This is a genomic window from Mesorhizobium sp. M0437, assembly GCF_040321335.1.
Classification (GTDB): Bacteria; Pseudomonadota; Alphaproteobacteria; order Rhizobiales; family Rhizobiaceae; genus Mesorhizobium.
In genome coordinates this window covers 179,779-205,899 of record NZ_JAMYRK010000001.1, presented here as the reverse complement: position 1 = coordinate 205,899, position 26,121 = coordinate 179,779, and the positions used below count along the sequence as shown (strand labels likewise).

Below are 26,121 nucleotides of genomic sequence, written 5' to 3'. Positions count from 1 at the left end.
CGTTCGACAGGCCGGAAAAGCGCTGCTAGAAGCCCGCGCCACAGACAGGATTCCATGAAATTGGCTGAAGACATCGAACAAGCGGTATCGCGCCGCCGCACTTTCGCGATCATTGCCCACCCCGACGCCGGCAAGACGACGCTCACCGAAAAACTGCTTTTGTTCGGCGGCGCCATCCAGCTTGCCGGCGAGGTCAAGGCCAAGAAGGACCGCATCCAGACCCGCTCGGACTGGATGAAGATCGAACGCGAGCGCGGCATTTCGGTGGTCACCTCGGTGATGACCTTCGAATACGAGGACACCGTCTTCAACCTGCTCGACACGCCCGGCCACGAGGATTTCGCCGACGACACCTATCGCACGCTGTCGGCGGTCGACAGCGCGGTCATGGTGATCGACGCCGCCAAGGGCATCGAGCCGCGCACGCTGAAACTGTTCGAGGTCTGCCGGCTGCGCGATATCCCGATCATCACCTTCGTCAACAAAATGGACCGCGAAAGCCGAGACCCATTCGACATCCTCGACGAGATCGAGCAGAAGCTGGCACTGGATACAGCGCCGATCACCTGGCCGATCGGCCGCGGCAAGACCTTTTCCGGGACCTACCATCTGGCGCTGAACGCGGTGCGCAAGGGCGACGCCGAAAAGGAGCGCACGCCGGTCAATGGACCCGATTCCAACCGCGTCGCCGGCCTGTTGCCGGAGAACGAGCGCGAGGCCTTCATCGAGGAGCTGGAGCTGGCGCGCGCGGCCTGTCGCCCGCTCGACCTCGATGCCTTCCGCGAGGGCCATCTGACCCCGGTCTATTTCGGCTCGGCGCTGCGCAATTACGGCGTGCGCGACCTGATCGAGGCACTCGGCGCCTATGGGCCGCCGCCGCGCGCGCAGGAGGCCGACAGCCGCAAGGTCGAGGCGACAGAGGACAAGATGACCTCCTTCGTCTTCAAGATCCAGGCCAATATGGACCCCAATCACCGCGACCGCATCGCTTTCGTCCGCGTCTGCTCCGGCAAGCTCGAGCGCGGCATGAAGGCCAAGCTGGTGCGCACGGGAAAACCGATGAGCCTGTCGGCACCGCAATTCTTCTTCGCCCGCACCCGCGTCACGGCCGACGAGGCGTTCGCCGGCGATGTCGTCGGCATCCCCAACCACGGCACGCTGCGCATCGGCGACACGCTGACCGAAGGCGAGGAGATCCTGTTTCGCGGCGTGCCGAATTTTGCGCCTGAAATCCTGCGCCGCGTTCGCCTCGGCGATGCCATGAAAGCCAAGAAGCTCAAGGAAGCACTGCACCAGATGGCCGAGGAAGGCGTCGTGCAATTGTTCTCGCCGGAGGACGGCTCGCCGGCCATCGTCGGTGTCGTCGGCGCCCTGCAGCTCGATGTCCTGAAAGAGCGGCTGAACTTCGAATACACCCTGCCGGTCGATTTCGAGATGTCGCGCTTTTCCGTCTGCCGCTGGATATCGGCCGACGACAGGGCCGAGCTCCAGCGCTTCATCGAGGCGCATCGCGGCGACATCGCCCGCGATCTCGACAACGATCCGGTGTTCCTCGCCCAGCACGCCTTCTCGCTCAACTACGAGGCCGAGCGCTGGAAGGCGATCCGCTTCACCGCGGTCAAGGATTATCAGGTCCGCGACAGGGCGGCTTGAGCTGTTGGTTTTCCCTTCTCCCCTTGTGGGAGAAGGTGTCGCCGAAGGCGACGGATGAGGGGTGTTCCAGAAAACACCAACGTCTCATTCCGTCCCACACCCCTCAACCGTCTCGGCGCTTCGCGCCGATCCACCTTCTCCCACAGGGGGAGAAGGCAAGATCGCGTTCCATTCACCCCTTGGCTGCCTCTTCGATCTTGGCGATGTCGATCTTGCTCATCTGCATCATCGCCTGCATCACGCGGCCAGCCTTTTCCGTGTCGGGGTCCAGCAGCAGCCTGGGCAGCTGTTCGGGAACGACCTGCCAGGAGAGGCCGAATCTGTCCTTCAGCCAGCTGCACTGGCTGGGCTGGCCACCGCCCGCGATGAGCCTGTCCCAGAAATAGTCGACCTCTTCCTGCGTCTTGCAGTCGATGGAGAGCGAGACTGCCTGGGTGAACTTGAATTGCGGGCCGCCGTTGAGCGCCTGGAACTGAACGCCGTCGAGCTCGAATGAGACCATCAGCACCTTGCCCTCATTATCGCCGCTGCCCTTGGGCCAGCGCATCACGCTCAGCACCTTCGAATTCTTGAAGATGGAGATGTAATGGTTCATGGCCTCCTCGGCCTGGTCGTCGAACCACAGGCAGGGGGTGATCTTTTGCATTCGCTTGCTCCTCGGGCTGGTTTTGGCTTGTTTCGCTCGCAAACGGCCGGCTGGCAATTGATGCCCGGTCCGCCGTCTGCTCAAGGACGCTCGAGCAAACCACGATCCGACAGCGCTTCTGACTTTTTTACGGCCTGGACCGGCTGCGTCTTTGGCTGGCCGCTCGTTCCGCACCCTGGCGCAGCGCAAAATTGTGGCCAGACCAGAGTGTGCCGTCTATAAGGCCTGCGGCTCAATTCCGGTTTTCCGCACCTTTGGGCGCGACGCAGACAGCAAGGACAGTTCAATGCCCGCCTACCGTTCCCGCACCACCACCCATGGCCGCAACATGGCCGGCGCCCGCGGCCTGTGGCGCGCTACCGGCATGAAGGATTCGGATTTCGGCAAGCCGATCATTGCCGTGGTCAATTCCTTCACCCAATTCGTGCCGGGCCATGTCCATTTGAAGGATCTCGGCCAGCTGGTTGCCCGCGAGATCGAAAAAGCCGGCGGCGTTGCCAAGGAGTTCAACACCATTGCCGTCGATGACGGCATCGCCATGGGCCATGACGGCATGCTCTATTCGCTGCCGTCGCGCGAATTGATCGCCGACTCGGTCGAATACATGGTCAACGCGCACTGCGCCGACGCGATGGTCTGCATCTCGAATTGCGACAAGATCACGCCCGGCATGCTGATGGCGTCGCTGCGCCTCAACATCCCGACCGTCTTCGTCTCCGGCGGGCCGATGGAGGCCGGCAAGGTGGTGCTCGCCGGCAAGACCCAGGCGCTTGACCTGGTCGACGCTATGGTCGCAGCCGCCGACGACAAGGTGTCCGACGAGGACGTCAGGATCATCGAGCGCTCGGCCTGTCCGACCTGTGGCTCCTGCTCCGGCATGTTCACCGCCAATTCGATGAACTGCCTGACCGAGGCGCTCGGCCTCTCGCTGCCCGGCAACGGCTCGACGTTGGCCACGCATGCCGACCGCAAGCGGCTGTTTGTCGAGGCCGGTCATCTGATCGTCGATCTCGCCCAGCGCTATTACGAGCAGGACGATGACACCGCGCTGCCGCGCAGCATCGCCTCGAAGGGCGCCTTCGAGAACGCCATGACGCTCGACATCGCCATGGGCGGCTCGACTAACACGGTCCTGCACATCCTCGCCGCAGCACATGAGGGCGAGGTCGACTTCACCATGGAGGACATCGACCGGCTGTCGCGGCGGGTGCCGGTGCTGTGCAAGGTGGCTCCGGCCAAGGCTGACGTCCACATGGAGGATGTCCATCGCGCCGGCGGCATCATGGCCATCCTCGGCCAGTTGGATAGCGCCGGGCTGATCAACCGCGACCTGCCGACGGTGCACGCCGCAAGCCTCGGCGAAGCGCTCGATCATTGGGATATTTCGCGCACCACCAGCCAGAATGTCCGCGATTTCTTCCTGGCGGCACCCGGCGGCGTGCCGACGCAAGTCGCGTTCAGCCAGGACCGCCGCTGGGACGATCTCGATCTCGACCGCGAGAAGGGCGTCATCCGCTCGGCCGAACATCCTTTCTCCAGGGATGGCGGCCTTGCCGTGCTGAAAGGCAATCTGGCACTCGATGGCTGCATCGTGAAGACGGCGGGCGTCGATGAATCGATCCTGAAATTCACCGGCCCGGCAAGAGTGTTCGAAAGTCAGGACGCCAGCGTCAAGGCGATCCTGTCGAACGAGATCAAGGCCGGCGATGTCGTCGTCATTCGCTATGAAGGGCCACGCGGCGGACCCGGCATGCAGGAAATGCTCTACCCGACCAGCTATTTGAAGTCGAAAGGCCTCGGCAAAGCCTGCGCACTGATCACCGACGGTCGTTTTTCCGGCGGCACCTCCGGCCTGTCGATCGGCCATGTCTCGCCGGAAGCCGCGGAAGGCGGTCTGATCGGGCTGGTCAGGGAAGGCGACACGATCGAGATCGATATCCCCAACCGCACCATCAGGCTTGCTGTCGACGACGCCGAACTCATCGCCCGTCGCGCCGCGATGGAGGCCAGGGGAACGGCTGCCTGGAAGCCCGAAGAAAAGCGCAAGCGCAAGGTGACGACGGCCTTGCGCGCCTATGCGGCGATGGCGACAAGTGCCGCCAAGGGGGCGGTGCGGTACGTGCCGGAATAGAGGCTTTTCCTTCTCCCTTTGTGGGAGAAGGTGGATTGGCGCGCAGCGCCAAGACGGTTGAGGGGTGCTGGACGGAGTGCCGCCGGCGCCAAGCTGGAACACCCCTCGTCTGGCCGCTTCGCGGCCACCTTCTTCCACAAGGGAAGAAGGGAAGGGCCGCGCCTGAAGGTTCCGCCTTGCGGCAGCACGCTGCATGGAAAGAAACGGCTTTTTTGAACGAGGTGGCGCTAGATGGATTTTGACCTTGTGGTGCGCGGCGGGACGCTGCCCGACGGCAGGATCGCGGATATCGGCATCGTCGGCGAAACGATCGCAGCGATAGAGCCCGAGCTGAACGTCAGCGCCGGCACGGCGATCGATGCCCATGGCAATCTGGTCTCGCCGCCCTTCGTCGATCCGCATTTCCATATGGACGCCACGCTTTCGCTCGGCATTCCGCGCATCAATGTCTCGGGCACGCTGCTCGAAGGCATCTCGCTTTGGGGCGAGTTGAAGCCGCTTCTGACCCACGAAGCGGTGCGCGACCGTGCGCTCGCCTATTGCGACTGGGCGGTGTCGATGGGCCTGCTCGCCATCCGCACCCATGTCGATGTTTGCGACGACCGCCTGCTGGCGGTCGAGGCGCTGCTCGACGTGAAGAAGACGGTTGGCCCCTATATCGACCTGCAGCTGGTCGCCTTCCCGCAGGACGGGTTTTACCGCTCGCCGACGGCGCGCGACAACACCATCCGGGCGCTCGACATAGGCGTCGATGTCGTCGGCGGCATTCCGCATTTCGAGCGCACAATGGCCGACGGCACGCGCTCCGTCACCGAGCTCTGCGAAATCGCGGCGAAGCGCGGCCTTATGGTCGACTTGCATTGCGACGAGACCGACGATCCGCTGTCGCGCCACATCGAGCAGCTTGCCTATGAGACGCAGCGGCTCGGGTTGCAGGGCAGAGTGGCCGGCTCGCACCTGACATCGATGCATTCGATGGATAATTACTACGTTTCGAAGCTATTGCCGCTGATTGCCGAGGCCGGCGTTTCGGCGATCCCCAATCCGCTGATCAACATCATGCTGCAGGGCCGCCACGACACCTTTCCCAAGCGCCGCGGACTGACGCGGGTCAAGGAGATGCTGGCGCAAGGCATCCGCGTCGGCTGGGGCCAGGATTGCGTGCTCGACCCCTGGTATTCGCTGGGCACCGCAGACATGCTCGACGTCGCCTTCATGGGCCTGCATGTCGCGCAGATGTCGAGCCCGGCCGAGATGGCGCGCTGCTTCGATATGGTCACCAACGTCAATGCCGCCATCATGGGCCTCGACCACCTTGGCCTGGCGGTCGGCAAGCGCGCCAGCCTGGTCGTTCTCGATGCCGGCAACCCAGTCGAGGCCCTGCGGCTGCGCCCAGAGCGCCTCTGCGTCATCGCCAGGGGCAAGGTGGTGGCCGAGCGCAGCCGGCAGGACACGCGGCTTTCGATCGCCGGAAGGCCGGGCACGGTGAACCGGCGCCACGCTTAAAGCGCGTCGCGTTTGAACGGACCCACGCGACGCGCTTTAAGGTCTTGTTTTTAAGCGTGTCGTTATCGCAAAACCGCTGCACACTTTTGCGCGACATGCATTAGTCCAGCCGATTTCCGGCGCTGGTCTTACCGAATTCTCGATTTTCGCCTCGTCATGGCCGCAGCTTGCGACTACGACGCGGGTCACCGTACCCCACGGCGAGGAACCGGTAACGGAATGGCGCGGCCCGCAGCCCAGTGCTCAACGATCATGAACGTGCTGCTGGCCGGCATCCTGCTGATGCTCGCCGGCGACTTCCTGTTTGCGCTGAACGACGCGATGGGCAAGTGGCTGGTCGCCAGTTTTTCCGTCGGCCAGGTCGTGCTGATCCGCTCGATCGGCGCGTTTTTCATACTCGGGCCGATGATTGCACATCAGGGTGCGGCCAAGCTGTTTCGCATGGAGCGGCCGGAGCTGCAGCTGCTTCGCGTGGTGATGACGACGCTCGACACGGCGCTGTTCTACGCGGCGGTCGTCTATCTGCCGCTCGCCGATGTGATGAGTTTTTACATGGCCGGGCCGATCTATGTCGCGGCGCTGTCGCACTTCCTGCTCGGCGAAAGGGTCGGCTGGCGCCGCTGGGCGGCTATCCTGGTCGGTTTCTGCGGCGTGCTGATCATGCTGAAGCCGTCCTCGGCCGCGTTCTCGCTGTCGTCGATGTTCGCGCTCGCCGGCAGCATTTCCTTTGCCTTCGCCATCATCCTCAATCGGCGGCTGCGCGGCACCAGCGACACCTCGCTGGTCACCTGGCAAACCATCGGCACGCTGCTGGTCGGCGCTGCGTTGACCCTCGGTAGCTGGAAGACGCCGTCCTCGCTCGATTTCGGCGCCATGCTGCTTCTCGGCATCGTCTCCTGCGGCGCGCATCTGATGATCACCAGGGCGTTGAAGCTGGCGCCGGCCTCGACCTTGGCGCCGCTGCATTACAGCCTGCTGTTGTGGGCAGTGGTCTTCGGCCTCGCCTTCTTCGGCGATGTGCCTGGGCCGCGCATCCTGATCGGCTCGGCCATCGTCGTGCTGGCCGGCCTGTTCATCTTCCACCGCCAGAAGGTGGTCGATTCCGTGCCGCCGGAAAATGTGCCGAAGGGCGTGAATTAACTCCGGCGCACTGCCGCGAGATGCCGCGAAAATTCCGGCGTCTCCATCAGCGCCTTGCAGCGCACAAACCGGCCGTCGGCATAGGCGCGAAAGTCGTCGGCCGGATTTTTGTTGGCAAGCTGGATCAAGCCCCAGAGCGTCCACAACAGGTCGCACATCGCCTTGTAGATGACGATGCGGCCGCGCTCCGCCGGTCTCGGCTCGCCGCCGAAATAGGCGCGCATCATTTCTTCGTCCTGGGCCTCGTCGAATTGCCCTTCGACCGAGAGGTCGCCGAGATCCCAGAGCGGATCGTTCATGCCGGAATATTCCCAGTCGACGATCCACATCCTGTCGCCCGTATCAAGAAAGTTCTCGCATAGCGGGTCGCAATGGCAGGCGACGATCGGCAGAGATTGAGCCGCAAGTGCTGAGCGCACTGCCTCCGCCTCGCGGACCACATCGTGGTAGCCGGCAGGCAGGGCGACGTCCCTGGTTGACAGCACTTTCAGATAATCGTCGATCATCGCAAACAGCTCGAAGCGGAAGGGGAACACCGCGCCGGATGTGTGCAGTCTGCGAAAGGCCTTGCCGGCGCGTGCCGGGCTGCCCGGCCGAGTCTTGAACTTTTCCGGTGACATCGTCTCGGCACCGGCAACGAAGCGGGTCACCAGCACGCCGGTCTCGGCATCGACATGCAGCACATCGGGACTGACGCCGGCCTTCGCCGCTTCCCGCGCCGCCACTGCCTCGTTGGCACGGTTGATGTATTCCTTGGTACCCTTGCCGGGGATACGCAGGCAGAAATCCTTACCCCTGAAGACGAGGTTGGTGAGACCGCCGAGCCGTTCCAGAGGGCCGTCATAGCCGGCCAGCATCGGAATGGCCGCAAGTGCCGCGCGCGCCCGGTCGTCCGCCATGGATTTCGCTCCTTTCCCCGTATTATTGGGACGACGACGGTTCCACAGTTTTCGCCGTTTGGCTATGATCGCGTTGCGGATCGATACCAGGCGACGGAAAGCGATGACGGACAGCAAACATCAGAGCGCACTCGCCGCCGCCTATGCGGCGAAGCGGCCGGAAGACGTCGCGGCACTCTACGACAGTTGGGCAGGCACCTATGACGCCGACATGTCGGCGGCTCGCTATCGCCATCCCACCATCTGCCTTGCCTTGCTGGCCCGCCATCTGGCGCGCGGCGCCGCTCCTCTGCTCGATGCCGGCGCCGGCACCGGGCTCATCGGCGAATGGCTTGCCATTACCGGTTATCCGCAGGTCGAGGCGCTCGACATCTCGGAAGGCATGCTGGCGCAAGCCGCGCGCAAGGGCGTCTATTCAGCGCTGCACTGCCTGGCGCTTGGCGGACCGCTGCCCTTCGTGGACGACGCCTATGCCGGGATCATCTCAGCCGGCGTCTTCACGTCCGGCCATGTCGGGGCCGAGGGTCTGGACGAGCTGATCCGCATCTGCCGGCCGGGCGGGGTGATCGTGCTGACAGTGAAGAACACGCTGTGGGATGCCGGGTTTGCCGCGCGGATCGCCGAGCTCGAGGCGCAAGGCACCGTCACGCGCGCCGAAGAGACGCCGCCCTATGTTTCGATGCCAGGCGAGGCCGATACCGTGCCGAGCCGGGGGCTGGTGCTCATCGTGAACTGAGGCTGAAACCGGAAGGCTCTACGCCTTCACCTTTGCTCCTGCCGGATCGTAAAGCGGCTCGAGGTGTATCTTAGCCGGCGTCCGTTCCATTGCCACCACCAGCTCGTAGTTGCCGGAAGTGAGGAAATCATCGTTGACGCCATCGGCATTGCGCACATAGCCGTAGCCGATGTTCTTGCCGATGGTGTAGCCATAGCCGCCGCTGGTGAGATAACCGACCGCCTCGCCGTTGCGCAGGATGGTCTCGCGCCCGAGCAGCACGACGTCCGGATCATCGACAGTGAAGCCGGCAAAGCGTTTCCCGAGCGTCGAGCCATCGAGCTTTTCAAGCGCCCGCCGGCCGAGGAAATCGGTATTCTTCCTGAGCTTCACCGCCCAGCCGAGGCCGGCCTCCTGCGGCGTGTCGTTGGGTGTAATGTCGGCGCCCCAGGCGCGGTAGCCCTTTTCCAGCCGCAGCGATTCCAGCGCCCGATAGCCGACCGGGCGAATGTCGTGGACAGCGCCCGCCGTCATCAGCGCGTCGAAAACCTCGCCCGTCGCCGCGATCGGCGCATGCAGTTCCCAGCCGAGTTCGCCGACATAGGTGACGCGCAGTGACCGGACGGCGTGACCGGCAATGGCGATCTCGCGAACATGGCCGAATGGAAAGGCGGCATTCGAGACGTCGGCATCGGTCACCGCTGACAGCACGTCACGGGCGCGCGGCCCCATCAGCGACAATGTGCCGAAATCCTCCGTGACGTCGGTCAGCGTCACGTCGAACTCCCTGCCGATATGATCGGCAATCCAGGAGAAATCATGCGTGCGGAAACCGGTGCCGGTGACGATGTAGAATTTTTCCTCACCGAGCCTCGCCACGGTCAAATCGGCCTCGATGCCGCCGCGCGTGTTGAGAAGCTGCGTGTAGGTCAGCCGGCCGACCGGCTTGGCGACGTCGTTGGCGCAGATCCAGTCCAGCGCCTTCAGCGCGTCGGCTCCGGTCATTTCGTATTTGGCGAAAGACGACTGGTCGAAAATTCCGATCTTTTCGCGCACCTGGCGGTGCTCGTCGCCAACCGCCGGGAACCAGTTCTGCCGGCCCATCGAATAGACGTCCTTCGGCTCGATGCCTTCCGGCGCGAACCAGTTCGGCCGCTCCCAGCCAAGTTTCGAGCCGAACACGGCGCGATGTTTTTGCAGCCGCTCGTACAAAGGCGAGACGATGCGCGGCCGGCCGCTGACATATTCCTCATGCGGGAAGCCGATCGTGTAGTGCTTGCCATAGGCTTCCAGCGTGCGGTCGCGGACCCATTGCCGGTCGCGGTGGAGATCGGAGAAGCGGCGGATGTCGACCACCCACAGATCGAGCGGCGCCTCGCCGTCGACGACCCATTGCGCCAGCACCCAGCCGGCGCCGCCGCCGGACGCGATGCCAAAGGCATTGAAGCCGGCGCCGACGAACATATTGGCGCATTCCGGCGCCACACCGAGGATGAAATTGCCATCCGGCGTAAAGCTCTCCGGCCCGTTGATCATCTGCTTGACGCCGGCATTGGCGAGCGCCGGGACACGCTCGATCGCCTGGCTCATATGCTGCTCGAAATGATCGTAATCATCGTCGAACAGCCGGAACTCCCAATCGTCCGGCACATCGCCGCCCGGTAGACCGGTCGTCCACGCCTGCGGGTTCGGCTCGTAGCCGCCCATCACCAACCCGCCGACCTCCTCCTTGAAATAGGTGCGGCGATCGGGGTCGCGAATTGTCGGCGCGTCGGTCGGCAGGCCATCGATCTTTTCGGTGATGATGTACTGGTGCTTCACCGGCTGCAGCGGCACGTTTATCCCGGCGAGCGCACCCACCTGCCGCGCCCATTGCCCGGCGCAGTTCACTACCTTGTCGCAGGCGATATCGCCTTTGCTGGTCTTTACCGCGGTGATGCGGCCGTCTCTCATTTCGAAGCCGGTGACTCGCACCTCCTCGAACAATTTTGCGCCATGCATGCGCGCACCCTTGGCCAGCGACTGGGTGATGTCGGAAGGGCTTGCCTGACCGTCGGTCGGCAGCCAGGACGCGCCGACGAGGTCGCCGGTTTCCAGCAGCGGCCACATTTCCTTGACCTCGGCCGGCGACAGCAGATGCATGTCCATGCCGAAGCTCTTAGCCGTCGTTGCCAGCCGCTTATACTCGATCCAGCGGTCGCCATTGGTGGCGAGGCGCAGGCAGCCAGTCATCTTCCAACCGGTGGCGAGGCCGGTTTCGGCTTCCAGCCCCTTGTAGAGATCGACCGAATATTTGAGCACGCGCGTGATCGACGCCGACGAGCGCAGCTGGCCGACCAGCCCGGCAGCATGCCAGGTCGAACCCGAGGTCAGTTTGCCCTGTTCGAGCAGTACGATTTCGGCCTTGTGGTCGCGCGCCAGATGATAGGCCGTCGAACAGCCGATGATGCCACCGCCGATGACGACGATCCCGGCCTGGGCGGGCAAGGTCATGTCCGCGTCCCGTATTTTGTCCTGTAGTTTTCCAGGGCGGCTTCGAGCCGCGCCAGGTTTTCGTCGGCGTAGGCGGCGTAGTCGACACCGGGCGCGTCGAGGTAAAGCTCGGAAACCATGCCCCACATCGCCTCACGCAGCAGCGACGCGCATTGCATGGCGGCGTGCGAGCGCCGTATCGCCGGGTCCGGCTCCTTCATGAAATAGGCGGTGAGGAAGGCGAAGGACTCCTCGTCGCTCATGCCTGCATTCGACGCCGCGCCGGCAAGGTCGAACATCGCGGTGTTGAAGCCTGCATATTCGAAATCGATGAGCCACAGCCTGTGACCGTCGTCGATTATGTTAGCCGGCAAGAGGTCATTATGGCCGAAGACGATCGGAAGCAGCTTTTGCGCGCGCTCGAGCTCGTCCGCCAGCGTCAGCAGGCGCGGCAGTTCGCCCAGCTTGCGGCTGCGGCCTTCCTCCAGCGTGCGCGCATAGTCGCGAATGACATGGAATACCCAGAACATGAAGCCGGCGCCGCAGACATGACCGGGCATCTCCCGGTGGAAACCGCGCAGCAACGCGGCAACGCGGCCGAGATCGGCGCGCACGTCCTGCGCGACATAGGCCTTGGCGCCGAGATACTCCGTCACCATGACGCCGGGTCCAGTGTAGTGGACGGCCGGAGCGAAGCCTGCCGCGTGCGCTGCCCGCGCCGTCATCATCTCGCGCTCGCGAAAGACATGGTGGAACGGATAGTCCTGGCCGAGCCGCACGACGTGCCGCCCGGCCGCGTCCTTGACCAGATAATTGGCATTGCTCAGCCCGCCCGGCAGCGGCGCGATGTCGATGCTGCCGGTCCAGCAAGGCAGCGCACGGATGCGGTCTTCGACAGTCACGATGTCGTCCAACATTGGGTCAGTTTTCCACGCATGTCACGGCTGGCCAGCGATGACAATCGGACGGAGGAATGGAGGCAACGCGAAGATCTCGTCGGTGCAGATCCCGGGATCGGTATCCCGCACCGCACCGACGAGCCCCTTTGTGCCGGGTTCTTCGACGCCGGCATCCGCCCCCGCGGATCCTGAATTTCGGGACCCTTGCACCCGACGATCTCCCGGGCGTTCGGGCAAGCGATTTTTCGTGCGGCTCAGCCGTCGTCCTCCGTTCCGAGCCTGTCACAGCGATAATGTCGCGCCACGCTGGAGGCGTTGTCAACGCGAATTTGTGGTATTTTCTGGTTTTTTGCCCGAATTTTGCTAAATTCCTTGGAGTTAGTGGCATTTATGTCGTAGAAGCGGTCAGCGGTGCAACAATCCGACCGGATGGAACCGATGGTCCACTCGAAGCGGCATGGCGAAATCCTGCGCCTCCTCAAGGAGGAAGGCACGGTGACCATTGCGAGCCTGGCCGACCGGCTGGGCGTCTCGCTGGAGACAGTACGCCGCGACGTCAAGCCACTGACCAGCGACGGTTCCATCCTCAAGATGCACGGCGCCGTCGGCCTGCCGTCGATTGCCGGCGAAGCGCCGTTCGAGCGGCGCATGCGCGAGAACGCCGATGCCAAGCGGGCAATAGCGCGCATGGTCGCCGCCACCATCCGCGACGGCGAATCGATCATGCTCGACACCGGCACCACCACCTCTTTCCTGGCCCGGGAACTGCTCGGCCACCGGCGGCTGACGGTCGTCACCAACTCCTCCGACATCGCCCGCACACTGGCCACCGTCAACGGCAATAAGGTCTACATGGCCGGCGGCGAGCTGCGCAGCGATTCCGGTGCTGCCTTCGGCGTCTCGGCCATCGAATTCGTCAGCCGCTTTTCCGTCAGCCATGCAGTGATATCGACCGGTGCGGTCGATGCCATAACCGGCGTCATGGACTATGATCTGGAAGAGGCCGAATTCGCCCGCATGGTGCTGTCGCGCGGCCAGCGTTCGCTTGTCGTCACCGACCATAGCAAATTCGGCCGCCAGGGCCTTGTTCAGGTCTGCGGCTTCGGCGGCTTTTCCGAACTCGCGACCGACCGTCCGCCGCCGCACGACATCGGCGCCGCCCTCGCCCAGGCCGGCGCACGGCTCAGCATTGCCGATGGCGGAAGCGAGGGCTGAGCTCTATCGTGAGCTCTGTCGGGAGATCTGCTCCAGCACCCACTTCCCAGCGCCGCGTCTGCCGTGTTTAGTCCGGCCATGGCTTTCACCATCCGCCAATTGCAGTTCTTCATCGCCGTCGCCGAGCAGGGCACGGTGTCGGGCGCCGCCCAGAACCTGTCGATCTCGCAATCGTCGGTCACCGAGGCGATCAAGGAGCTGGAGCACGATCTCGGCGTCGAGCTGTTCGAGCGCCACCCGCGCGGCTTGAACATCACCCACAAAGGCCACCAGTTCCTGCGCCATGCGAGAAAGATCCTGGCCGACGTTTCCGATGCGCGCCGCGCCTTCTTCGGCGAACAGGCCGCGGCAAGCGGGCGGCTGCAACTTGGCGTCACCTCGCTGGTCGCCGGCTATGTGCTTTCCGATCTTCTTGCCCGCTACCGCCGCGCCTATCCGGGTGTCGAGGTCTCGGCGATCGAGGACAATGGCGACTATCTCGAGCACCTGTTAATTGGCGGCAAGCTCGACATTGCCGTCATGGTCACCTCGAACCTGCGCGACCGCACGGCACTGCAGTCCGAAATCCTCGAAGTCTCGGCCTACCGGCTGTGGCTGCCGCTCGGCCACCCCTTGGCCGGTGCCGACATCATCGGCATCGGCGACATCGCCTCGGAACCGCTGATCATGCTGACCGTCGACGAGATCGAGGAGAATACCGGAAAGCTGCTGACGGCAATCGGCGCCAAGCCGCATGTCGCCTTCCGCACCCGCTCGGTCGAAGCGGTGCGCAGCCTCGTCGCTACCGGCGCCGGCGTGGCGCTGCTGCCCGACCTCGTCTACCGGCCATGGTCGCTGGAAGGCGACCGCATCGAATCGCGCGATATTTCGGGGTCGTTGCCGGTCGTCCAGGTCGGCATGGTCTGGCGGCGCGGCTCCGGTCTGCCGCAGGCGGCGCGCGACTTCATCGGACTTGCCCAGTCGCAGCGCATGGTGCGCCAACGGCCCGAGAAGATTGGCCGCTGACGTATCGGAAAAATCGATATCGGCTTTCTGATAAATGAATTTGCGAAACCGGAAATTTCGCAGCACTTTTCGGTCAGGGAACAAAGCTGCCGTTAGAGCTACGTGCGTCCAATTGGACGCACATAGTACGCTCTAAGACTTTTAGTTTTCGCATCGGGCTTTCCGAAAATCGATTCCGATTTTCGGGTCGATGCGAGGAGCACGGCCCTTCAGAGCCGCGCATCCAACGTTTTTGAACGGGTGCATGATCTTCTTCCGAAACCCGAAACCGGTTTCGAGGTCATGCAAAAATGGGAGATCGACGATGAATTCATTGCTGAAATCATGCACTGCCTTGACGGTCGCGCTGAGCTTCTCCGGCCAGGCCATCGCCCAGGTCAAGGAGCTCGGCAAAGGCGAAGGCGAGGTCAATATCGTCGCCTGGCCGGGCTATATCGAGCGCGGCGAAACCGACAAGGCCTATGATTGGGTCACTTCGTTCGAGAAGGAAACCGGCTGCAAGGTCAACGTCAAGACCGCCAACACCTCCGATGAGATGGTCTCGCTGATGAACGAGGGCGGCTTCGATCTCGTCACCGCCTCGGGCGACGCTTCGCTGCGCCTTGTCGCCGGCAAGCGCGTCCAGCCGATCAACACCGACCTCATACCGAGCTGGAAGACGGTCGACAACCGGCTGAAGGATGCGCCCTGGTTCACCGTCGGCGGAGTCCATTACGGCGTCCCCTATCAGTGGGGGCCGAACGTGCTGATGTACAACACCGAAGTGTTCAAGGAGGCGCCGAAGAGCTGGAACGTGGTCTTCGAGGAAATGAAGCTTCCCGACGGCAAGTCGAACAAGGGCCGCGTCCAGGCCTATGACGGGCCGATCCACATCGCCGACGCCGCCAATTACCTGATGGCTCACAAGCCGGAGCTCGGCATCAAGGATCCGTACGAACTGACCGAGGATCAGTACAAGGCGGCGCTCGACCTGCTGCGGGTCCAGCGTACGCTGGTCGGACGCTATTGGCACGACGCCGCCATCCAGGTCGACGATTTCCAGAACGAAGGCGTCGTCGCCTCCGGTTCCTGGCCCTATCAGGTCAACACGCTGATCGCGGCCAAGAAGCCGGTCGCCTCGACTATCCCCGAGGAGGGCGTCACCGGCTGGGCCGATACCACGATGATGGAGGCCGATGCTGCCCACCCGAACTGCGCCTACATGTGGATGGAGCATTCGCTGTCGCCAAAAGTGCAGGGCGACGTCTCCGCCTGGTTCGGCTCGCTGCCGGTGGTGCCCGCCGCCTGCAAGGGCAACGAACTGCTCGGGGAGGAAGGCTGCAAGACCAACGGCTACGACAATTTCGACAAGATCAAGTTCTGGAAGACGCCGGTCTCGAAATGCGCCACCCAGAACGACCAGTGCGTGCCCTATTACCGCTGGGTGTCGGACTATATCGGCGTCATCGGCGGGCGGTGAGTTCGCCTCATCTACGAAGTTCGGCGCTGCCCCTCACCCTTACCCTCTCCCGGTGAAGAACGGGGGCCGCCAACGTTGGAGCGCCTCCCTTCTCCCCGTCCACTATACGAGGAGAAGGTGCCGGCAGGCGGATGAGAGGCAGCGCTACCGCCTGAAATTTGATGAGCCTGACAGATCAGGACAGCCCCATGACCTCCGCCGTTTCCTTCCAAAACGTCTCTCGCCATTTCGGCAGCGTGCGTGCCGTCGACGCGGTCGATCTCGACATCGTGCCGGGCGAGTTCTTCGCCATGCTCGGGCCTTCCGGCTCGGGCAAGACGACGTGCCTGCGCCTCATCGCCGGTTTCGAGCAGCCGACGGCGGGCTCGATCTCGATCTTCGGCGAACGCGCCGAGGGCGTGCCGCCCTATCGCCGCAACGTCAACACCGTGTTCCAGGATTATGCGCTGTTCCCGCATCTCAACGTGCTCGACAACGTCGGCTATGGGCTGATGGTCAAGGGCGTCGGCAGACCGGAGCGGCAAAAGGCGGCGGAAGAAGCGCTGGCGCTGGTGCGGCTTCCCGGCTACGGCGCCCGTCGCCCTGGCCAGCTTTCCGGCGGCCAGCGCCAGCGCGTCGCGCTCGCCCGTGCGCTGGTCAACCAGCCCAAGGTGCTGTTGCTCGACGAGCCGCTCGGCGCCCTCGACCTCAAGCTTCGCGAAAACATGCAGGAGGAGTTGAAATCGCTGCAGAAGGCGCTCGGCATCACCTTCGTGTTCGTCACCCACGACCAGGGCGAAGCGCTGTCGATGGCCGACCGCGTGGCCGTCTTCAATGACGGCAAGATCATGCAGATCGGCACGCCGGAAGACATCTACCAGCGCCCCAAGACCCGCTTCGTCGCCGATTTCGTCGGCTCGTCCAACGTGCTGCCGCCGGATTTCGTCCAGCGCTATGCCGGCCAGCATCGCTGGGGCAGCCTACGACCCGAATCCATCCGTATTGGCCGGGCCAACGGCGAAGGGGTTGCCGCCCGCCTGGTCTCGACCAACTATCTCGGCGCCACGACAAGACTGGCGCTCGATGCAGAGGGCTTGCGGCTGCATGCCATCGTGCCGGCGGGTGCTGTTCTGCCGGGGGACGGCGAGGCGGTGGTGCTCACCTTCAAGCGCGAGCATTTGCATTTGATGGACGAGCTCGGATGAGCCTCGACACCGTCATGCCGCGCGCCCCCCCCCCCCCCCGCCATCCGCCACGCGGCGGCCTGCGTGGCGCGGTGTCGGATATTTTTTGGCGACAGCCGAAGCTGCTGTTGCTCCTCATGCTGCTGCCGCCGGTTTTGTGGCTCGGCATCGTCTATATCGGCTCGCTCTTCGCATTGCTTTTGCAGAGCTTCTTTTCGATCGACGAGTTCTCCGGCCTGATCAACCGCGAGTTCACGCTGAAGACCTATGGCGACCTGCTGCAGGCCGCCAATCTCGACATCATCCTGCGCACGGTGACAATGGCGGCGCTGGTGACGCTGGCGGCGGCGGTCATCGCCTTTCCCATCGCCTATTACGCGGCGCGCTATGCGCGCGGCCGTTGGAAGGCGCTGTTTTATCTCGGCGTCATGCTGCCGCTGTGGTCGAGCTACCTGGTCAAGATCTATGCGTGGAAGCTGATTCTCGCCAAGGAAGGCATCCTGACCTGGCTGCTGGCCAAATTGCATCTTCTGTGGCTGCTTGATGCCTGGCTGTCGCTGCCGGTCGTCGGCGGCAACTCGCTGTCGGTCTCCTCAACCGGTACCTTCATCGTCTTCGTCTATGTCTGGCTGCCGTTCATGATCCTGCCGGTGCAGGCCGCACTCGAGCGCGTGCCGGGCAATTTGGTCGAGGCTTCGTCCGATCTCGGCGCCTCGCCCGGGCAGACCTTCGGCAACGTGCTGTTCCCGCTGGCGCTGCCCGGCATCGTCGCCGGCTCGATCTTCACCTTCTCGCTGACGCTCGGCGACTACATCATCCCACAGATCATCGGCACCTCGCGGCTGTTCATCGGCCAGGCCGTCTATTCGCAGCAAGGCACCGCCGGCAATATCCCGCTCGCCGCCGCCTTCACCGTGGTGCCCATCGTCATCATGGGCTTCTACCTCTGGGGCGCCAAGCGCATGGGGGCTTTCGATGCGCTCTGACCGTGGCCCATCCGCGCCGATCGGCCTGAAGCTCGCTGCCACCGGCGGCCTGCTTTTCCTGCATTTGCCGATCCTGCTGATCTTCGTCTATGCCTTCACCACCGAGGAGAAGAGCTTCGTCTGGCCGCCGCCGGGCCTGACCACGCAATGGTTCGCCGTCACCTGGAACCGCCCCGACGTCTGGCAGGCGCTGTCATTGTCTGTGCGGGTCGCGGCGATCTCGACTACCATCGCGCTGGTCCTGGGCACGCTGTGCGCCGCTGCCGTGTCCCGCACAAAATTCTTCGGCCGCGAAACCATCTCGCTGCTGGTCATCCTGCCGATCGCGCTGCCCGGCATCATCACCGGCATCGCGCTGCGCTCGGCCTTCGCGCTGGCCGAAATCCCGTTCTCGTTCTGGACGATCGTGCTCGGCCACGCCACTTTCTGCGTGGTCGTCGTCTACAACAATGCGGTCGCCCGCTTCCGCCGCACGTCCGGCTCGATGATCGAGGCGTCGATGGATCTCGGCGCCGATGGTTTCCAGACCTTTCGGCATGTCGTGCTGCCCAACATCGCAACCGCGCTGCTGGCCGGCGGCATGCTTGCCTTTGCGCTGTCCTTCGACGAGGTCATCGTCACCACCTTCACCGCCGGCCAGCAGCAGACGGTGCCGATCTGGATGCTCGAAGAATTGATCCGTCCGCGCCAGCGTCCGGTCACCAATGTCGTGGCGATGGTGGTAGTGCTGGTGACGCTGCTCCCCATCCTCGCTGCCTATTACCTGACCCGCGACGGCGACCAGATCGCCGGTTCGGGCAAATGATCTCGTTCACAAGGGAGAGACTTCCATGGACACGCAGATGCTGATCGGCTCTAAATTCGAAAAAGGCACCGAGACCGAGGAGCCGATCCTCAACCCGAAGACCGGGGCGACCATCCTCAATCTGCCCGAGGCCAGCCCAGCGCAGATCGAGGCGGCCGTGCTTGCTGCCGAAAAAGCCTTCGTCACCTGGTCCCGCACAACACCGGCGCAGCGCGCCGGCTATCTCCTGAAGATCGCCGATCGCATCGAGGCTGCTGCACAGGATTTCGCGGCGCTCGAGGCGCTGAACTGCGGCAAGCCGATCAATGCCGTGCTCAATGACGAGATCCCGGCGATCGTCGACTGCTACCGCTTCTTTGCCGGCGCGGTCCGCTCGATGCCCGGCCAGGTCGCCGGCGAATACATTCCCGGCCACACCTCGATGGTCCGCCGAGACGCCATCGGCGTTGTCGCGTCGATCGCGCCGTGGAACTATCCGCTGATGATGATGGCCTGGAAGCTGGCGCCGGCGATTGCCGGCGGCAACACCGTCGCCTTCAAGCCGTCGGAACAGACGCCGCTGACCGCGCTGAAGCTGGCGAAAATCCTTGCCGAGATCCTGCCGGAAGGCGTCGTCAACGTCGTGCTCGGTCGCGGCGACAGCGTCGGCAACACGCTGATCAACCACCCGAAAGTCAACATGATCTCGATCACCGGCGACGTCGCCACCGGCAAGAAGGTGCTGCAGGCTGCCGCCAAATCGGTCAAGCGCACGCATCTCGAGCTCGGCGGCAAGGCGCCGGTCATCGTCTTCGACGACGCCGATCTCGGCGCGGTGGTCAACGGCCTGCGCGCCTTCGGCTATTACAATGCCGGCCAGGACTGCACCGCCGCCTGCCGCATCTACGCCGGCAAGAAGATCTACGACAAGCTCGTCGCCGACCTCTCCGCCGCCGTCTCGACTATCAAGTATGATCGTCCTGACGATACCGAAAACGAGATCGGCCCGCTGATCTCGCGTCGCCAGCGCGACCGCGTCTCGAGCTTCGTCGAGCGCGCCTCTGAGCTCAAGCACATCGAGATCACCACGGGCGGCAAGCCGGGCGAGGGCTCCGGCTTCTTCTACCAGCCGACCGTCGTCGCCGGCGCGCTGCAGGAGGACGAGATCGTGCGCCGCGAAGTGTTCGGTCCGGTGGTCTCGGTCACCCGCTTTTCCGAAGTTGACGAAGCGGTGAACTGGGCCAATGATTCTGACTACGGCCTGGCGTCGTCGGTGTGGACCAAGGACGTTTCGCGGGCCATGGCGACAGCCGCCCGGCTGCAATATGGCTGCACCTGGATCAATACCCATTTCATGCTGACCAACGAGATGCCGCATGGCGGGTTGAAACAATCCGGCTACGGCAAGGACATGTCGCTCTACGCGCTGGAGGACTATACCGCCGTCCGCCACGTCATGGTCGCTCACGGGTAGCGCCCGCGAGGAGACGCCTATTCGTCCGCCTCCTCCGCCTCGCCTGCGGCCGGCGCCACCAGCAGCACAGCGGCGCCTAGGAGCGCGGCGATGAAGGAGCCGGCGAGGATGCCGACCTTGACCGCGTCCTGCAGGGCGGCGTCGCTGGCGAAGGCGAGCAGGCCGATGAACAGGCTCATGGTGAAACCGATGCCACAGAGCAGCGAAATGCCGACCATGTGCAGCCAGCCGGCATTGACCGGCAGATCGGCGAAGCCAAGCCGGATGGCAAGCGCGGAAGACCCGAACACGCCGACCAGCTTGCCCAAGACGAGGCCGGCGGCGACGCCGAGCGTCAGCGGCTCGGCCAGGGCGGCAGCGCTGAGACCGGCGAGCGAGACGCCGGCGTTGGCAAAGCCGAAAATCGGGATGACGAAAAAGGCGACGACTTTGTGCAGGCCGTGTTCGAGCCGGTGCAGCGGCGAATGGTCGAGATCATGGCCGCTGCCCGGCGATATCTTCAGCGGTATGGTGAGGGCCAGCGCGACGCCGGCGAGCGTCGCATGGACGCCCGATTTGAGCACCAAAACCCACAGAACGATGCCGAGCAAGATGTACGGCAGCAGCGTCAGCACCCGCATGCGGTTGAGCACCACCAGCAGCGCGATCACGGCGAAGGCGGCGCCGAGATAGGCGAGCGAGAGGCCGCTGGTATAGAACACCGCGATGATGAGCACCGCGCCGAGATCGTCGATGATGGCAAGCGCCGTGAGGAATATCTTCAGCGAACCCGGGACGCGGCTGCCGAGCAGCGACAGCACGCCGAGCGCAAAGGCGATATCGGTGGCGGTTGGGATCGCCCAGCCGGACAGAGCGGCTGGATTGTTGCGGTTGATGGCGACGTAGACCAGTGCCGGCGCTGCCATGCCGCCGGCGGCGGCGATGCCGGGCAGCACGCGGCGCGGCCAGGTCGACAGCTGGCCGTCAAGCATTTCGCGCTTGATCTCGAGACCGACCAGCAGGAAGAACACCGCCATCAGGCCGTCATTGATCCAGTGCGAGACGCTGAGCGGTCCGAGATAGGCATGGAGGGCGGAGAAATAAGCCTCGCCCAGCGGCGAATTGGCGACGATCAGGGCCAAGGCCGCCGCAGCCATCAGGATGAGGCCGCCGGCCGCCTCGCTGTCGAGGAATTCGCGCAGCATGGAGACCAGCCGCTTTTCGTCCTGCATGTCGCCTCCGTCGTATCAGCGGCAAGGTCCGACACCGCCAAGCGATGATGCGCAAACAGCGCTGGCCGGGCAAGCCTGTAATGAGAGCCCTTTAGCGCGGCGCGCGCTTGGCGAGGATGCGTTGCAGCGTGCGGCGATGCATGTTCAGGCGGCGTGCGGTTTCCGAGACGTTGCGGTCGCACATTTCGTAGACGCGCTGGATGTGTTCCCAGCGCACACGATCGGCCGACATTGGATTTTCTGGCGGCGCTGCGCGTTCGCCCGCGGTGCGGGTCAGGGCGGCAAAAATATCGTCGGCATCGGCCGGCTTCGACAGATAGTCGATGGCGCCGAGCTTTACCGCTGTCACCGCGGTGGCGATGTTGCCGTAGCCGGTGAGGATGATGGCGCGGGCATCGTCGCGCTTCTCGCGAATCGCGGCGACGACGTCGAGGCCGTTGCCGTCGGCCAGCCGCATGTCGACGACCGCATAGGCCGGCGGATTGGCGCGCGCCTTGGCAACCGCCTCCTCGACGCTCTCCGCCGTCTCGACCACGAAACCCCTGGTTTCCATGGCGCGGGCAAGCCGCGTCAGGAACGGCTTGTCGTCGTCCACGATCAGCAGCGAGGTATCCTCGCCTTCGACCATTGCGCCAATCGTTTCGTCAGTACTCATCGTGCTGAAAATCCTGCTGCCTGATTTTTACGCAAATATAGTTTCGCAACGCTATTGTCCAATTTAGGCCGTGTCGAACATGGTGGCCGAAGCCTGCTCGGGATTGAGGAAGATGCTGCGCGGCCACGATATCTGCACGATAGCGCCCTCGCCGGGCTCGCTTGAATTGCGGAAATCGAGCGTCGCGCCGGAGCGTTCGAGCAAGGTCTTGGCGATGAATAGGCCGAGGCCGAGGCCGCCGCCGGCTTCGGTGCCTTGTCGCGTCGACATATAGGGTTCTCCGATACGGTCGATGATCTCCGGTGGAAAGCCCGGCCCGTCGTCGATGATCGAGAAGCTGACGGCGGCTTCATTCCAGTTCCAGCGCACTGTCACGCTGTTGCGGGCGAAGTCGACCGCGTTCTCGACCAGATTGCCGAGGCCGTAAATGACGCCGGGATTGCGCCGGCCCACCGGCTCCGGGCCGATGCGCTCGCCCGGCCGAAGCTTGATCGAAATGCCGAAATCGCGGTGCGGCGCCGTCACCTCCTCGACCAGCGAGGTCAGCGGCAGGCGCGAGAGGTGCACCTCGCTCTCGGAGGACAGGCTGGTCAGGCGCTTCAGGATTTCGCGGCAGCGCTCGCTCTGCGAACGCAGCAGCTTCACGTCCTCGCCGTATTTCGGATCTTCGCCAAGCGCCTTCTCCATCTCCTTGGCAACAAGCGTGATGGTGGCGAGCGGCGTGCCGAGTTCGTGCGCGGCGGCCGCGGCGAGGCCGTCGAGGGCCGAGAGATGCTGTTCTCGCTGCAGCACCAATTCCGTGGCGGCAAGCGCGTTGGCAAGCAGCCGCGCCTCCTCGGCCACCCGGAAGGCATAGATCGCGGTAAAGGCGATGGAGCAGAACACCGCCATCCACATGCCGGCGACATAGATGAACGGCATCGCCAATGGCGCCCCCTCATGCCAGGGCAGCGGCAGGTGGTAAAAGACCAGCAGCGTCGCCGCCACGATCACCAGCGCGCCGAGCATGGCGGTCAGCCGCAGCGGCAGCGACGTCGCCGAGACGACGACGGGCACGGTCATCAGCAGCGAAAACGGATTCGTAAGGCCGCCGGTCATGTAGAGCAGGCCGGCAAGCTGCAGGCTGTCGAAGGTCAGGATGGCGAAGGCCGAGAACGGGGTAAGCCGATGCGCCGCCGGATAGCGGAAGGTCAGCAAAAGGTTCATCCAGGCCGAACAGGCGATCAGCGCAAAACACATGCTGACCGGCAGCGGAAATTTCAGCCCGTAAGCGACGACAAGCACGGTCAGGCTCTGGCCGACGATGGCAAGCCAGCGCAACCTGATCAGCGTATTGAGGCGCAGCCGCTGACTTTGCTGGAAGTCGGGTGCGTGCAGGATGTTTATCATGGGCGGTGATCATAGAGGGGAAACAGTCGGAGGTCTTTTCCGAAAACCGCCGAAGCTGGGCCGGTTCGGGATGACAGTCTGGAAGCATCAGGTACCGCGCGGCTTGGCGCGGCTAGTGGCGGCGGCGAGAAGCGGGTTCTCCGGCCAGACATGCCTGGGATAGCGGCCGCGCATCTCTGCCCGCACATCGGCCCAGGAGCCGCGCCAGAAGCCGGGCAGGTCGCGCGTCGTCTGGATCGGCCGGTGCGCCGGCGACAGCAATTCGAGCGTCAGCGGCACAGTGCCGTTGGCGATCGCCGGATGCCGGTCGAGGCCGAACAGTTCCTGCACGCGGATCGCCAGCACCGGCCATTCGCCGTCATAGCGGATCGGCAGCCGGCTGCCCGACGGCGCGTCGAAATGGGTCGGCGCCAATGTGGCGATCTTGCGCTGCAATTCGTGCGGCACCAGCGTCATCAGGCCTTGCGAAAGCACGCTGGGATCGATTGCCGCAAAGGATGCCGCGCCGGAAAGGAACGGCAGCAGCCAGTCGTCGAGGCGCTCGAGGAGCGCGGCATCGGAGACATCGGGCCATGGCACGCCGAGGCCGCGATGCAGCCAGCCGAGCCGCTGCCGCAACGTCTCCGCCTCGCTGTTCCACGGCAACAGGGACAGGCCGTGTTCGCGCAAGGCGTCGAGGATGGCGCGATCCGCGTCGGCACCGGTCGGCGCCGGCAGCATGCGTTCGGACAGCGTGATGGCGCCGAGGCGAACCGTTTCGCGCACCCGCACCGCGCGCCTGTCGCGGTCGAAGCTCACCTCGCGGCGGGCCTCGATCTTTTCCGCCAGCGCCGTGCGGATGTCGGCCTCATCGATGGCTGCCGCTGCGGTGATGCGGGCGTTCTGCGCCTTGCCCTGCAGGTCGGCGACGACGAGCCAGGTCTCGCCGGCCAGCGGATCGGAGGCGTCGAGCATGGCGCCCGAGCCGTTGGCAAGCACGAAGCGGCCACGCTCGCCGCGCGCTTTGGCGACCCGATCCGGCCAGGCATGGATGAGGAGAGCGCCGGCTGTGCTGCCCTCCCCCTTGAGGGGGTCGGAAGGACGGGCGAGACCCGTGGCTCGCCCCGGCGCGTCGATCCGCGTACCGGATAGGGGTGGGGCCGCTTCGGGCACGCCATCGACGACCCCGCCCCGTCTCGCTCGTCTCGCTGCGCTCGGCTCGCTTGCCGACCCTCCCCTAGAGGGGAAGGGTGAAGCCTGCTTTGCCAGCCTCTCAGCCAGCTGCCGGGCGGCGGTGGCGCGCGGCGATCTTTCGGCGCGAAAGCGCAGCAGCCGCCGTTCGAGATCGGCACCATCGCCGCCAAGGCCACGCTCGGTCAATAATACGGCGAGCATCGCCGCCTCGAGCGCCTCTCCGGTCCTTGCCGCCTCGGCGACCATATGGGCAAGCCGCACCGGTAGCGCCAGCCTACGCATCGCGGCACCGGCATCCGTCAGGCGTCCTGCCGCATCGACAGCATCGAGCGCACGTAGCAGTACCCTCGCCTCGGTGAGCGCCGGAGCCGGCGGGGGGTCGAGGAAGGATAGACTGGTCGGATCGGCGACGCCGAACGCTGCGCTATCGAGCAACAGGCCGGAAAGATCGGCCTCGAGGATTTCCGGCGGCGTGAAGGCCGGCAGGGCCGCCGTCTGCTCGGCCCGCCACAACCGGATGGCGACGCCCGGCTGCGTGCGCCCGGCACGGCCGGCGCGCTGGTCGGCGGAAGCGCGGGAAGCACGTACCGTCTCCAGCCGCGTCAGGCCGCTCGCCGGTTCATAGCGCGGCAGCCGCGACAGGCCGGAATCGATGACGACGCGCACGCCGTCGATGGTGATGGAGGTTTCGGCGATCGACGTCGCCAGCACGACCTTGCGGCGGCCGAGCGGCGCCGGCTTGATCGCCGCGTCCTGCGCCTTGTTGTCGAGCATACCATAGAGCGGCACGATGTCGGTATCGGCGCCGACCTTGCCCGCCAGCCGCTCGGCGGTGCGCTCGATCTCGCGCTGGCCGGGCAGGAAAGCGAGCACGCTGCCCTCCTCCCCGGCAAGCGCCGAGCGGATCGCCTTGGCCATGGCGTCCTCGATGGTGACGCCGGCCGGCCGCTCGTCATAGCGGATGTCGACCGGGAAGGCGCGGCCTGCGCTCTCGATCACCGGCGCGCCGGACAGCAATTTTGCGACACGCGCGCCGTCGAGCGTTGCCGACATCACCAGCAATCTGAGTTCGGGCCTCAGCGCACCCTGCACGTCGAGCGCCAGCGCCAGCCCGAAATCGCCGTCGAGCGAGCGTTCGTGGAACTCGTCGAATAGCACCGCCGCGACACCAGGCAGTTCCGGGTCGTCGAGGATCATGCGGGACAGCACGCCTTCGGTGACGACGAGAACCCTGGTCTCTGCGGAACTGCGGTTTTCCATGCGCATGGCATAGCCGACGGTTTCGCCGGGCTCTTGGCCGAGCAATTCGGCCATGCGGCGGGCGGCAACGCGGGCGGCGAGGCGGCGCGGCTCGAGCAGGATGATCTTTCCGGCGCCGAGCCATTCAGCGTCGAGCAGCGCCAGTGGAACCAGCGTCGTCTTGCCGGCACCGGGCGGCGCCACCAGCACGGCGCTGTTACCATGGCTCAGCGTTTCATTGAGCGCCGGCAAGACAACGGAGACCGGCAGGTCCGGCAAGGGTTTTGTCGTCATTGTGCTATGCTGT

Annotated in this window: 20 protein-coding genes; 12 read left to right on the top strand and 8 right to left on the bottom strand. The window is 64.5% G+C overall.

Translation table 11 applies throughout. The annotated features are described in order from the left end of the window. Nucleotides 1-60 precede the first annotated feature (60 nt). A complete protein-coding gene (locus NKI72_RS00865) occupies nucleotides 61-1,653 on the top strand; it encodes a peptide chain release factor 3 (RefSeq protein ID WP_023676361.1) in 1,593 nt (530 codons plus the stop codon). Between the two features lie 172 nt (nucleotides 1,654-1,825). On the opposite strand, the gene NKI72_RS00860 is transcribed toward NKI72_RS00865, so the two are convergent. Then, on the bottom strand, nucleotides 1,826-2,299 hold the full coding sequence (locus NKI72_RS00860; RefSeq protein WP_352743080.1) for a VOC family protein: 474 nt from the start codon (nucleotides 2,297-2,299) through the stop codon (nucleotides 1,826-1,828). 286 nt (nucleotides 2,300-2,585) lie between these two features. Between NKI72_RS00860 and ilvD the strand changes: the two genes are divergently transcribed. The 3 genes from ilvD (at nucleotide 2,586) to NKI72_RS00845 (ending at nucleotide 7,076) form a co-directional block, all read left to right on the top strand. Next, nucleotides 2,586-4,430, top strand: coding sequence for a dihydroxy-acid dehydratase (gene ilvD / locus NKI72_RS00855; protein ID WP_352767211.1), 1,845 nt, complete (start codon nucleotides 2,586-2,588; stop codon nucleotides 4,428-4,430). A gap of 231 nt (nucleotides 4,431-4,661) precedes the next feature. Then, nucleotides 4,662-5,936 carry an amidohydrolase family protein gene (locus tag NKI72_RS00850; protein WP_352469954.1) on the top strand — a complete coding sequence of 425 codons (1,275 nt, stop codon included), beginning with the start codon at nucleotides 4,662-4,664 and terminating at the stop codon, nucleotides 5,934-5,936. Nucleotides 5,937-6,155: 219 nt separating this feature from the next. After that, the gene (locus tag NKI72_RS00845) at nucleotides 6,156-7,076 is read left to right on the top strand and encodes a DMT family transporter (protein ID WP_352813803.1); all 921 of its coding nucleotides are present in this window, start codon (nucleotides 6,156-6,158) and stop codon (nucleotides 7,074-7,076) included. Here the strand turns inward: NKI72_RS00845 and NKI72_RS00840 are convergent. Next, the gene (locus tag NKI72_RS00840) at nucleotides 7,073-7,975 is read right to left on the bottom strand and encodes a phosphotransferase (protein ID WP_352849799.1); all 903 of its coding nucleotides are present in this window, start codon (nucleotides 7,973-7,975) and stop codon (nucleotides 7,073-7,075) included. The genes NKI72_RS00845 and NKI72_RS00840 overlap by 4 nt on opposite strands. Nucleotides 7,976-8,078: 103 nt before the next feature. Between NKI72_RS00840 and NKI72_RS00835 the strand changes: the two genes are divergently transcribed. Then, nucleotides 8,079-8,711 carry a class I SAM-dependent DNA methyltransferase gene (locus tag NKI72_RS00835; protein WP_352813806.1) on the top strand — a complete coding sequence of 211 codons (633 nt, stop codon included), beginning with the start codon at nucleotides 8,079-8,081 and terminating at the stop codon, nucleotides 8,709-8,711. 18 nt (nucleotides 8,712-8,729) lie between these two features. Here NKI72_RS00835 and NKI72_RS00830 read toward each other — a convergent pair whose 3' ends face one another. Both NKI72_RS00830 and NKI72_RS00825 read right to left on the bottom strand, forming a co-directional pair. Then, a complete protein-coding gene (locus NKI72_RS00830; protein WP_352849798.1) occupies nucleotides 8,730-11,183 on the bottom strand; it encodes a GcvT family protein in 2,454 nt (817 codons plus the stop codon). Further along, the gene (locus NKI72_RS00825) at nucleotides 11,180-12,064 is read right to left on the bottom strand and encodes a phosphotransferase (protein WP_352849814.1); all 885 of its coding nucleotides are present in this window, start codon (nucleotides 12,062-12,064) and stop codon (nucleotides 11,180-11,182) included. Before NKI72_RS00825 ends, NKI72_RS00830 begins: the two co-directional genes overlap by 4 nt. A 435-nt stretch (nucleotides 12,065-12,499) precedes the next feature. Here NKI72_RS00825 and NKI72_RS00820 point away from each other — a divergent pair, with 435 nt between their 5' ends. From NKI72_RS00820 to NKI72_RS00790, 7 genes are all read left to right on the top strand, one after another. Beyond that, nucleotides 12,500-13,276, top strand: a complete 777-nt coding sequence (locus tag NKI72_RS00820) for a DeoR/GlpR family DNA-binding transcription regulator (protein ID WP_352767217.1) — start codon at nucleotides 12,500-12,502, stop codon at nucleotides 13,274-13,276. A gap of 78 nt (nucleotides 13,277-13,354) precedes the next feature. Continuing rightward, the gene (locus tag NKI72_RS00815) at nucleotides 13,355-14,281 is read left to right on the top strand and encodes a LysR family transcriptional regulator (protein WP_023676350.1); all 927 of its coding nucleotides are present in this window, start codon (nucleotides 13,355-13,357) and stop codon (nucleotides 14,279-14,281) included. Nucleotides 14,282-14,585: 304 nt separating this feature from the next. Next, complete coding sequence (locus tag NKI72_RS00810; protein ID WP_352540421.1) at nucleotides 14,586-15,740, top strand: ABC transporter substrate-binding protein; 1,155 nt, start codon at nucleotides 14,586-14,588, stop codon at nucleotides 15,738-15,740. 188 nt (nucleotides 15,741-15,928) lie between these two features. Then, complete coding sequence (locus NKI72_RS00805; RefSeq protein ID WP_352849797.1) at nucleotides 15,929-16,924, top strand: ABC transporter ATP-binding protein; 996 nt, start codon at nucleotides 15,929-15,931, stop codon at nucleotides 16,922-16,924. Nucleotides 16,925-16,938: 14 nt separating this feature from the next. After that, a complete protein-coding gene (locus NKI72_RS00800) occupies nucleotides 16,939-17,889 on the top strand; it encodes an ABC transporter permease (protein ID WP_352849813.1) in 951 nt (316 codons plus the stop codon). Beyond that, nucleotides 17,879-18,694 carry an ABC transporter permease gene (locus NKI72_RS00795; RefSeq protein WP_352469946.1) on the top strand — a complete coding sequence of 272 codons (816 nt, stop codon included), beginning with the start codon at nucleotides 17,879-17,881 and terminating at the stop codon, nucleotides 18,692-18,694. The genes NKI72_RS00800 and NKI72_RS00795 overlap by 11 nt, the downstream gene beginning before the upstream one ends. A 25-nt stretch (nucleotides 18,695-18,719) precedes the next feature. Continuing rightward, entirely contained in the window at nucleotides 18,720-20,147 is a 1,428-nt protein-coding gene (locus tag NKI72_RS00790) for a gamma-aminobutyraldehyde dehydrogenase (protein WP_352540419.1), read from the top strand. 17 nt (nucleotides 20,148-20,164) lie between these two features. Here NKI72_RS00790 and nhaA read toward each other — a convergent pair whose 3' ends face one another. The 4 genes from nhaA to hrpB all read right to left on the bottom strand — a co-directional run bounded on the left by nhaA (nucleotide 20,165) and on the right by hrpB (nucleotide 26,108). Further along, nucleotides 20,165-21,358 carry a Na+/H+ antiporter NhaA gene (gene nhaA, locus NKI72_RS00785; RefSeq protein ID WP_352849796.1) on the bottom strand — a complete coding sequence of 398 codons (1,194 nt, stop codon included), beginning with the start codon at nucleotides 21,356-21,358 and terminating at the stop codon, nucleotides 20,165-20,167. A 91-nt stretch (nucleotides 21,359-21,449) separates the two neighbouring features. Further along, entirely contained in the window at nucleotides 21,450-22,013 is a 564-nt protein-coding gene (locus tag NKI72_RS00780; RefSeq protein WP_023676342.1) for an ActR/PrrA/RegA family redox response regulator transcription factor, read from the bottom strand. 63 nt (nucleotides 22,014-22,076) lie between these two features. Continuing rightward, entirely contained in the window at nucleotides 22,077-23,402 is a 1,326-nt protein-coding gene (locus tag NKI72_RS00775; RefSeq protein WP_352813812.1) for an ActS/PrrB/RegB family redox-sensitive histidine kinase, read from the bottom strand. 87 nt (nucleotides 23,403-23,489) lie between these two features. Beyond that, on the bottom strand, nucleotides 23,490-26,108 hold the full coding sequence (gene hrpB / locus NKI72_RS00770; RefSeq protein ID WP_352849795.1) for an ATP-dependent helicase HrpB: 2,619 nt from the start codon (nucleotides 26,106-26,108) through the stop codon (nucleotides 23,490-23,492). Nucleotides 26,109-26,121 lie beyond the last annotated feature (13 nt).

Coding starts and splice junctions, on each gene's coding strand:
- NKI72_RS00850 (WP_352469954.1), top strand. CDS start 4,662: ATGGATTTTGACCTTGTGGTGCGCGGCGGGACGCTGCCCGACGGCAGG.
- NKI72_RS00845 (WP_352813803.1), top strand. CDS start 6,156: ATGGCGCGGCCCGCAGCCCAGTGCTCAACGATCATGAACGTGCTGCTG.
- nhaA (WP_352849796.1), bottom strand. CDS start 21,358: ATGCAGGACGAAAAGCGGCTGGTCTCCATGCTGCGCGAATTCCTCGAC.
- NKI72_RS00780 (WP_023676342.1), bottom strand. CDS start 22,013: ATGAGTACTGACGAAACGATTGGCGCAATGGTCGAAGGCGAGGATACC.
- NKI72_RS00815 (WP_023676350.1), top strand. CDS start 13,355: ATGGCTTTCACCATCCGCCAATTGCAGTTCTTCATCGCCGTCGCCGAG.
- NKI72_RS00810 (WP_352540421.1), top strand. CDS start 14,586: ATGAATTCATTGCTGAAATCATGCACTGCCTTGACGGTCGCGCTGAGC.
- NKI72_RS00830 (WP_352849798.1), bottom strand. CDS start 11,183: ATGACCTTGCCCGCCCAGGCCGGGATCGTCGTCATCGGCGGTGGCATC.
- NKI72_RS00790 (WP_352540419.1), top strand. CDS start 18,720: ATGGACACGCAGATGCTGATCGGCTCTAAATTCGAAAAAGGCACCGAG.
- NKI72_RS00795 (WP_352469946.1), top strand. CDS start 17,879: ATGCGCTCTGACCGTGGCCCATCCGCGCCGATCGGCCTGAAGCTCGCT.
- ilvD (WP_352767211.1), top strand. CDS start 2,586: ATGCCCGCCTACCGTTCCCGCACCACCACCCATGGCCGCAACATGGCC.
- NKI72_RS00805 (WP_352849797.1), top strand. CDS start 15,929: ATGACCTCCGCCGTTTCCTTCCAAAACGTCTCTCGCCATTTCGGCAGC.
- NKI72_RS00840 (WP_352849799.1), bottom strand. CDS start 7,975: ATGGCGGACGACCGGGCGCGCGCGGCACTTGCGGCCATTCCGATGCTG.
- NKI72_RS00800 (WP_352849813.1), top strand. CDS start 16,939: ATGCCGCGCGCCCCCCCCCCCCCCCGCCATCCGCCACGCGGCGGCCTG.
- NKI72_RS00835 (WP_352813806.1), top strand. CDS start 8,079: ATGACGGACAGCAAACATCAGAGCGCACTCGCCGCCGCCTATGCGGCG.
- NKI72_RS00775 (WP_352813812.1), bottom strand. CDS start 23,402: ATGATAAACATCCTGCACGCACCCGACTTCCAGCAAAGTCAGCGGCTG.
- hrpB (WP_352849795.1), bottom strand. CDS start 26,108: ATGACGACAAAACCCTTGCCGGACCTGCCGGTCTCCGTTGTCTTGCCG.
- NKI72_RS00820 (WP_352767217.1), top strand. CDS start 12,500: ATGGTCCACTCGAAGCGGCATGGCGAAATCCTGCGCCTCCTCAAGGAG.
- NKI72_RS00860 (WP_352743080.1), bottom strand. CDS start 2,299: ATGCAAAAGATCACCCCCTGCCTGTGGTTCGACGACCAGGCCGAGGAG.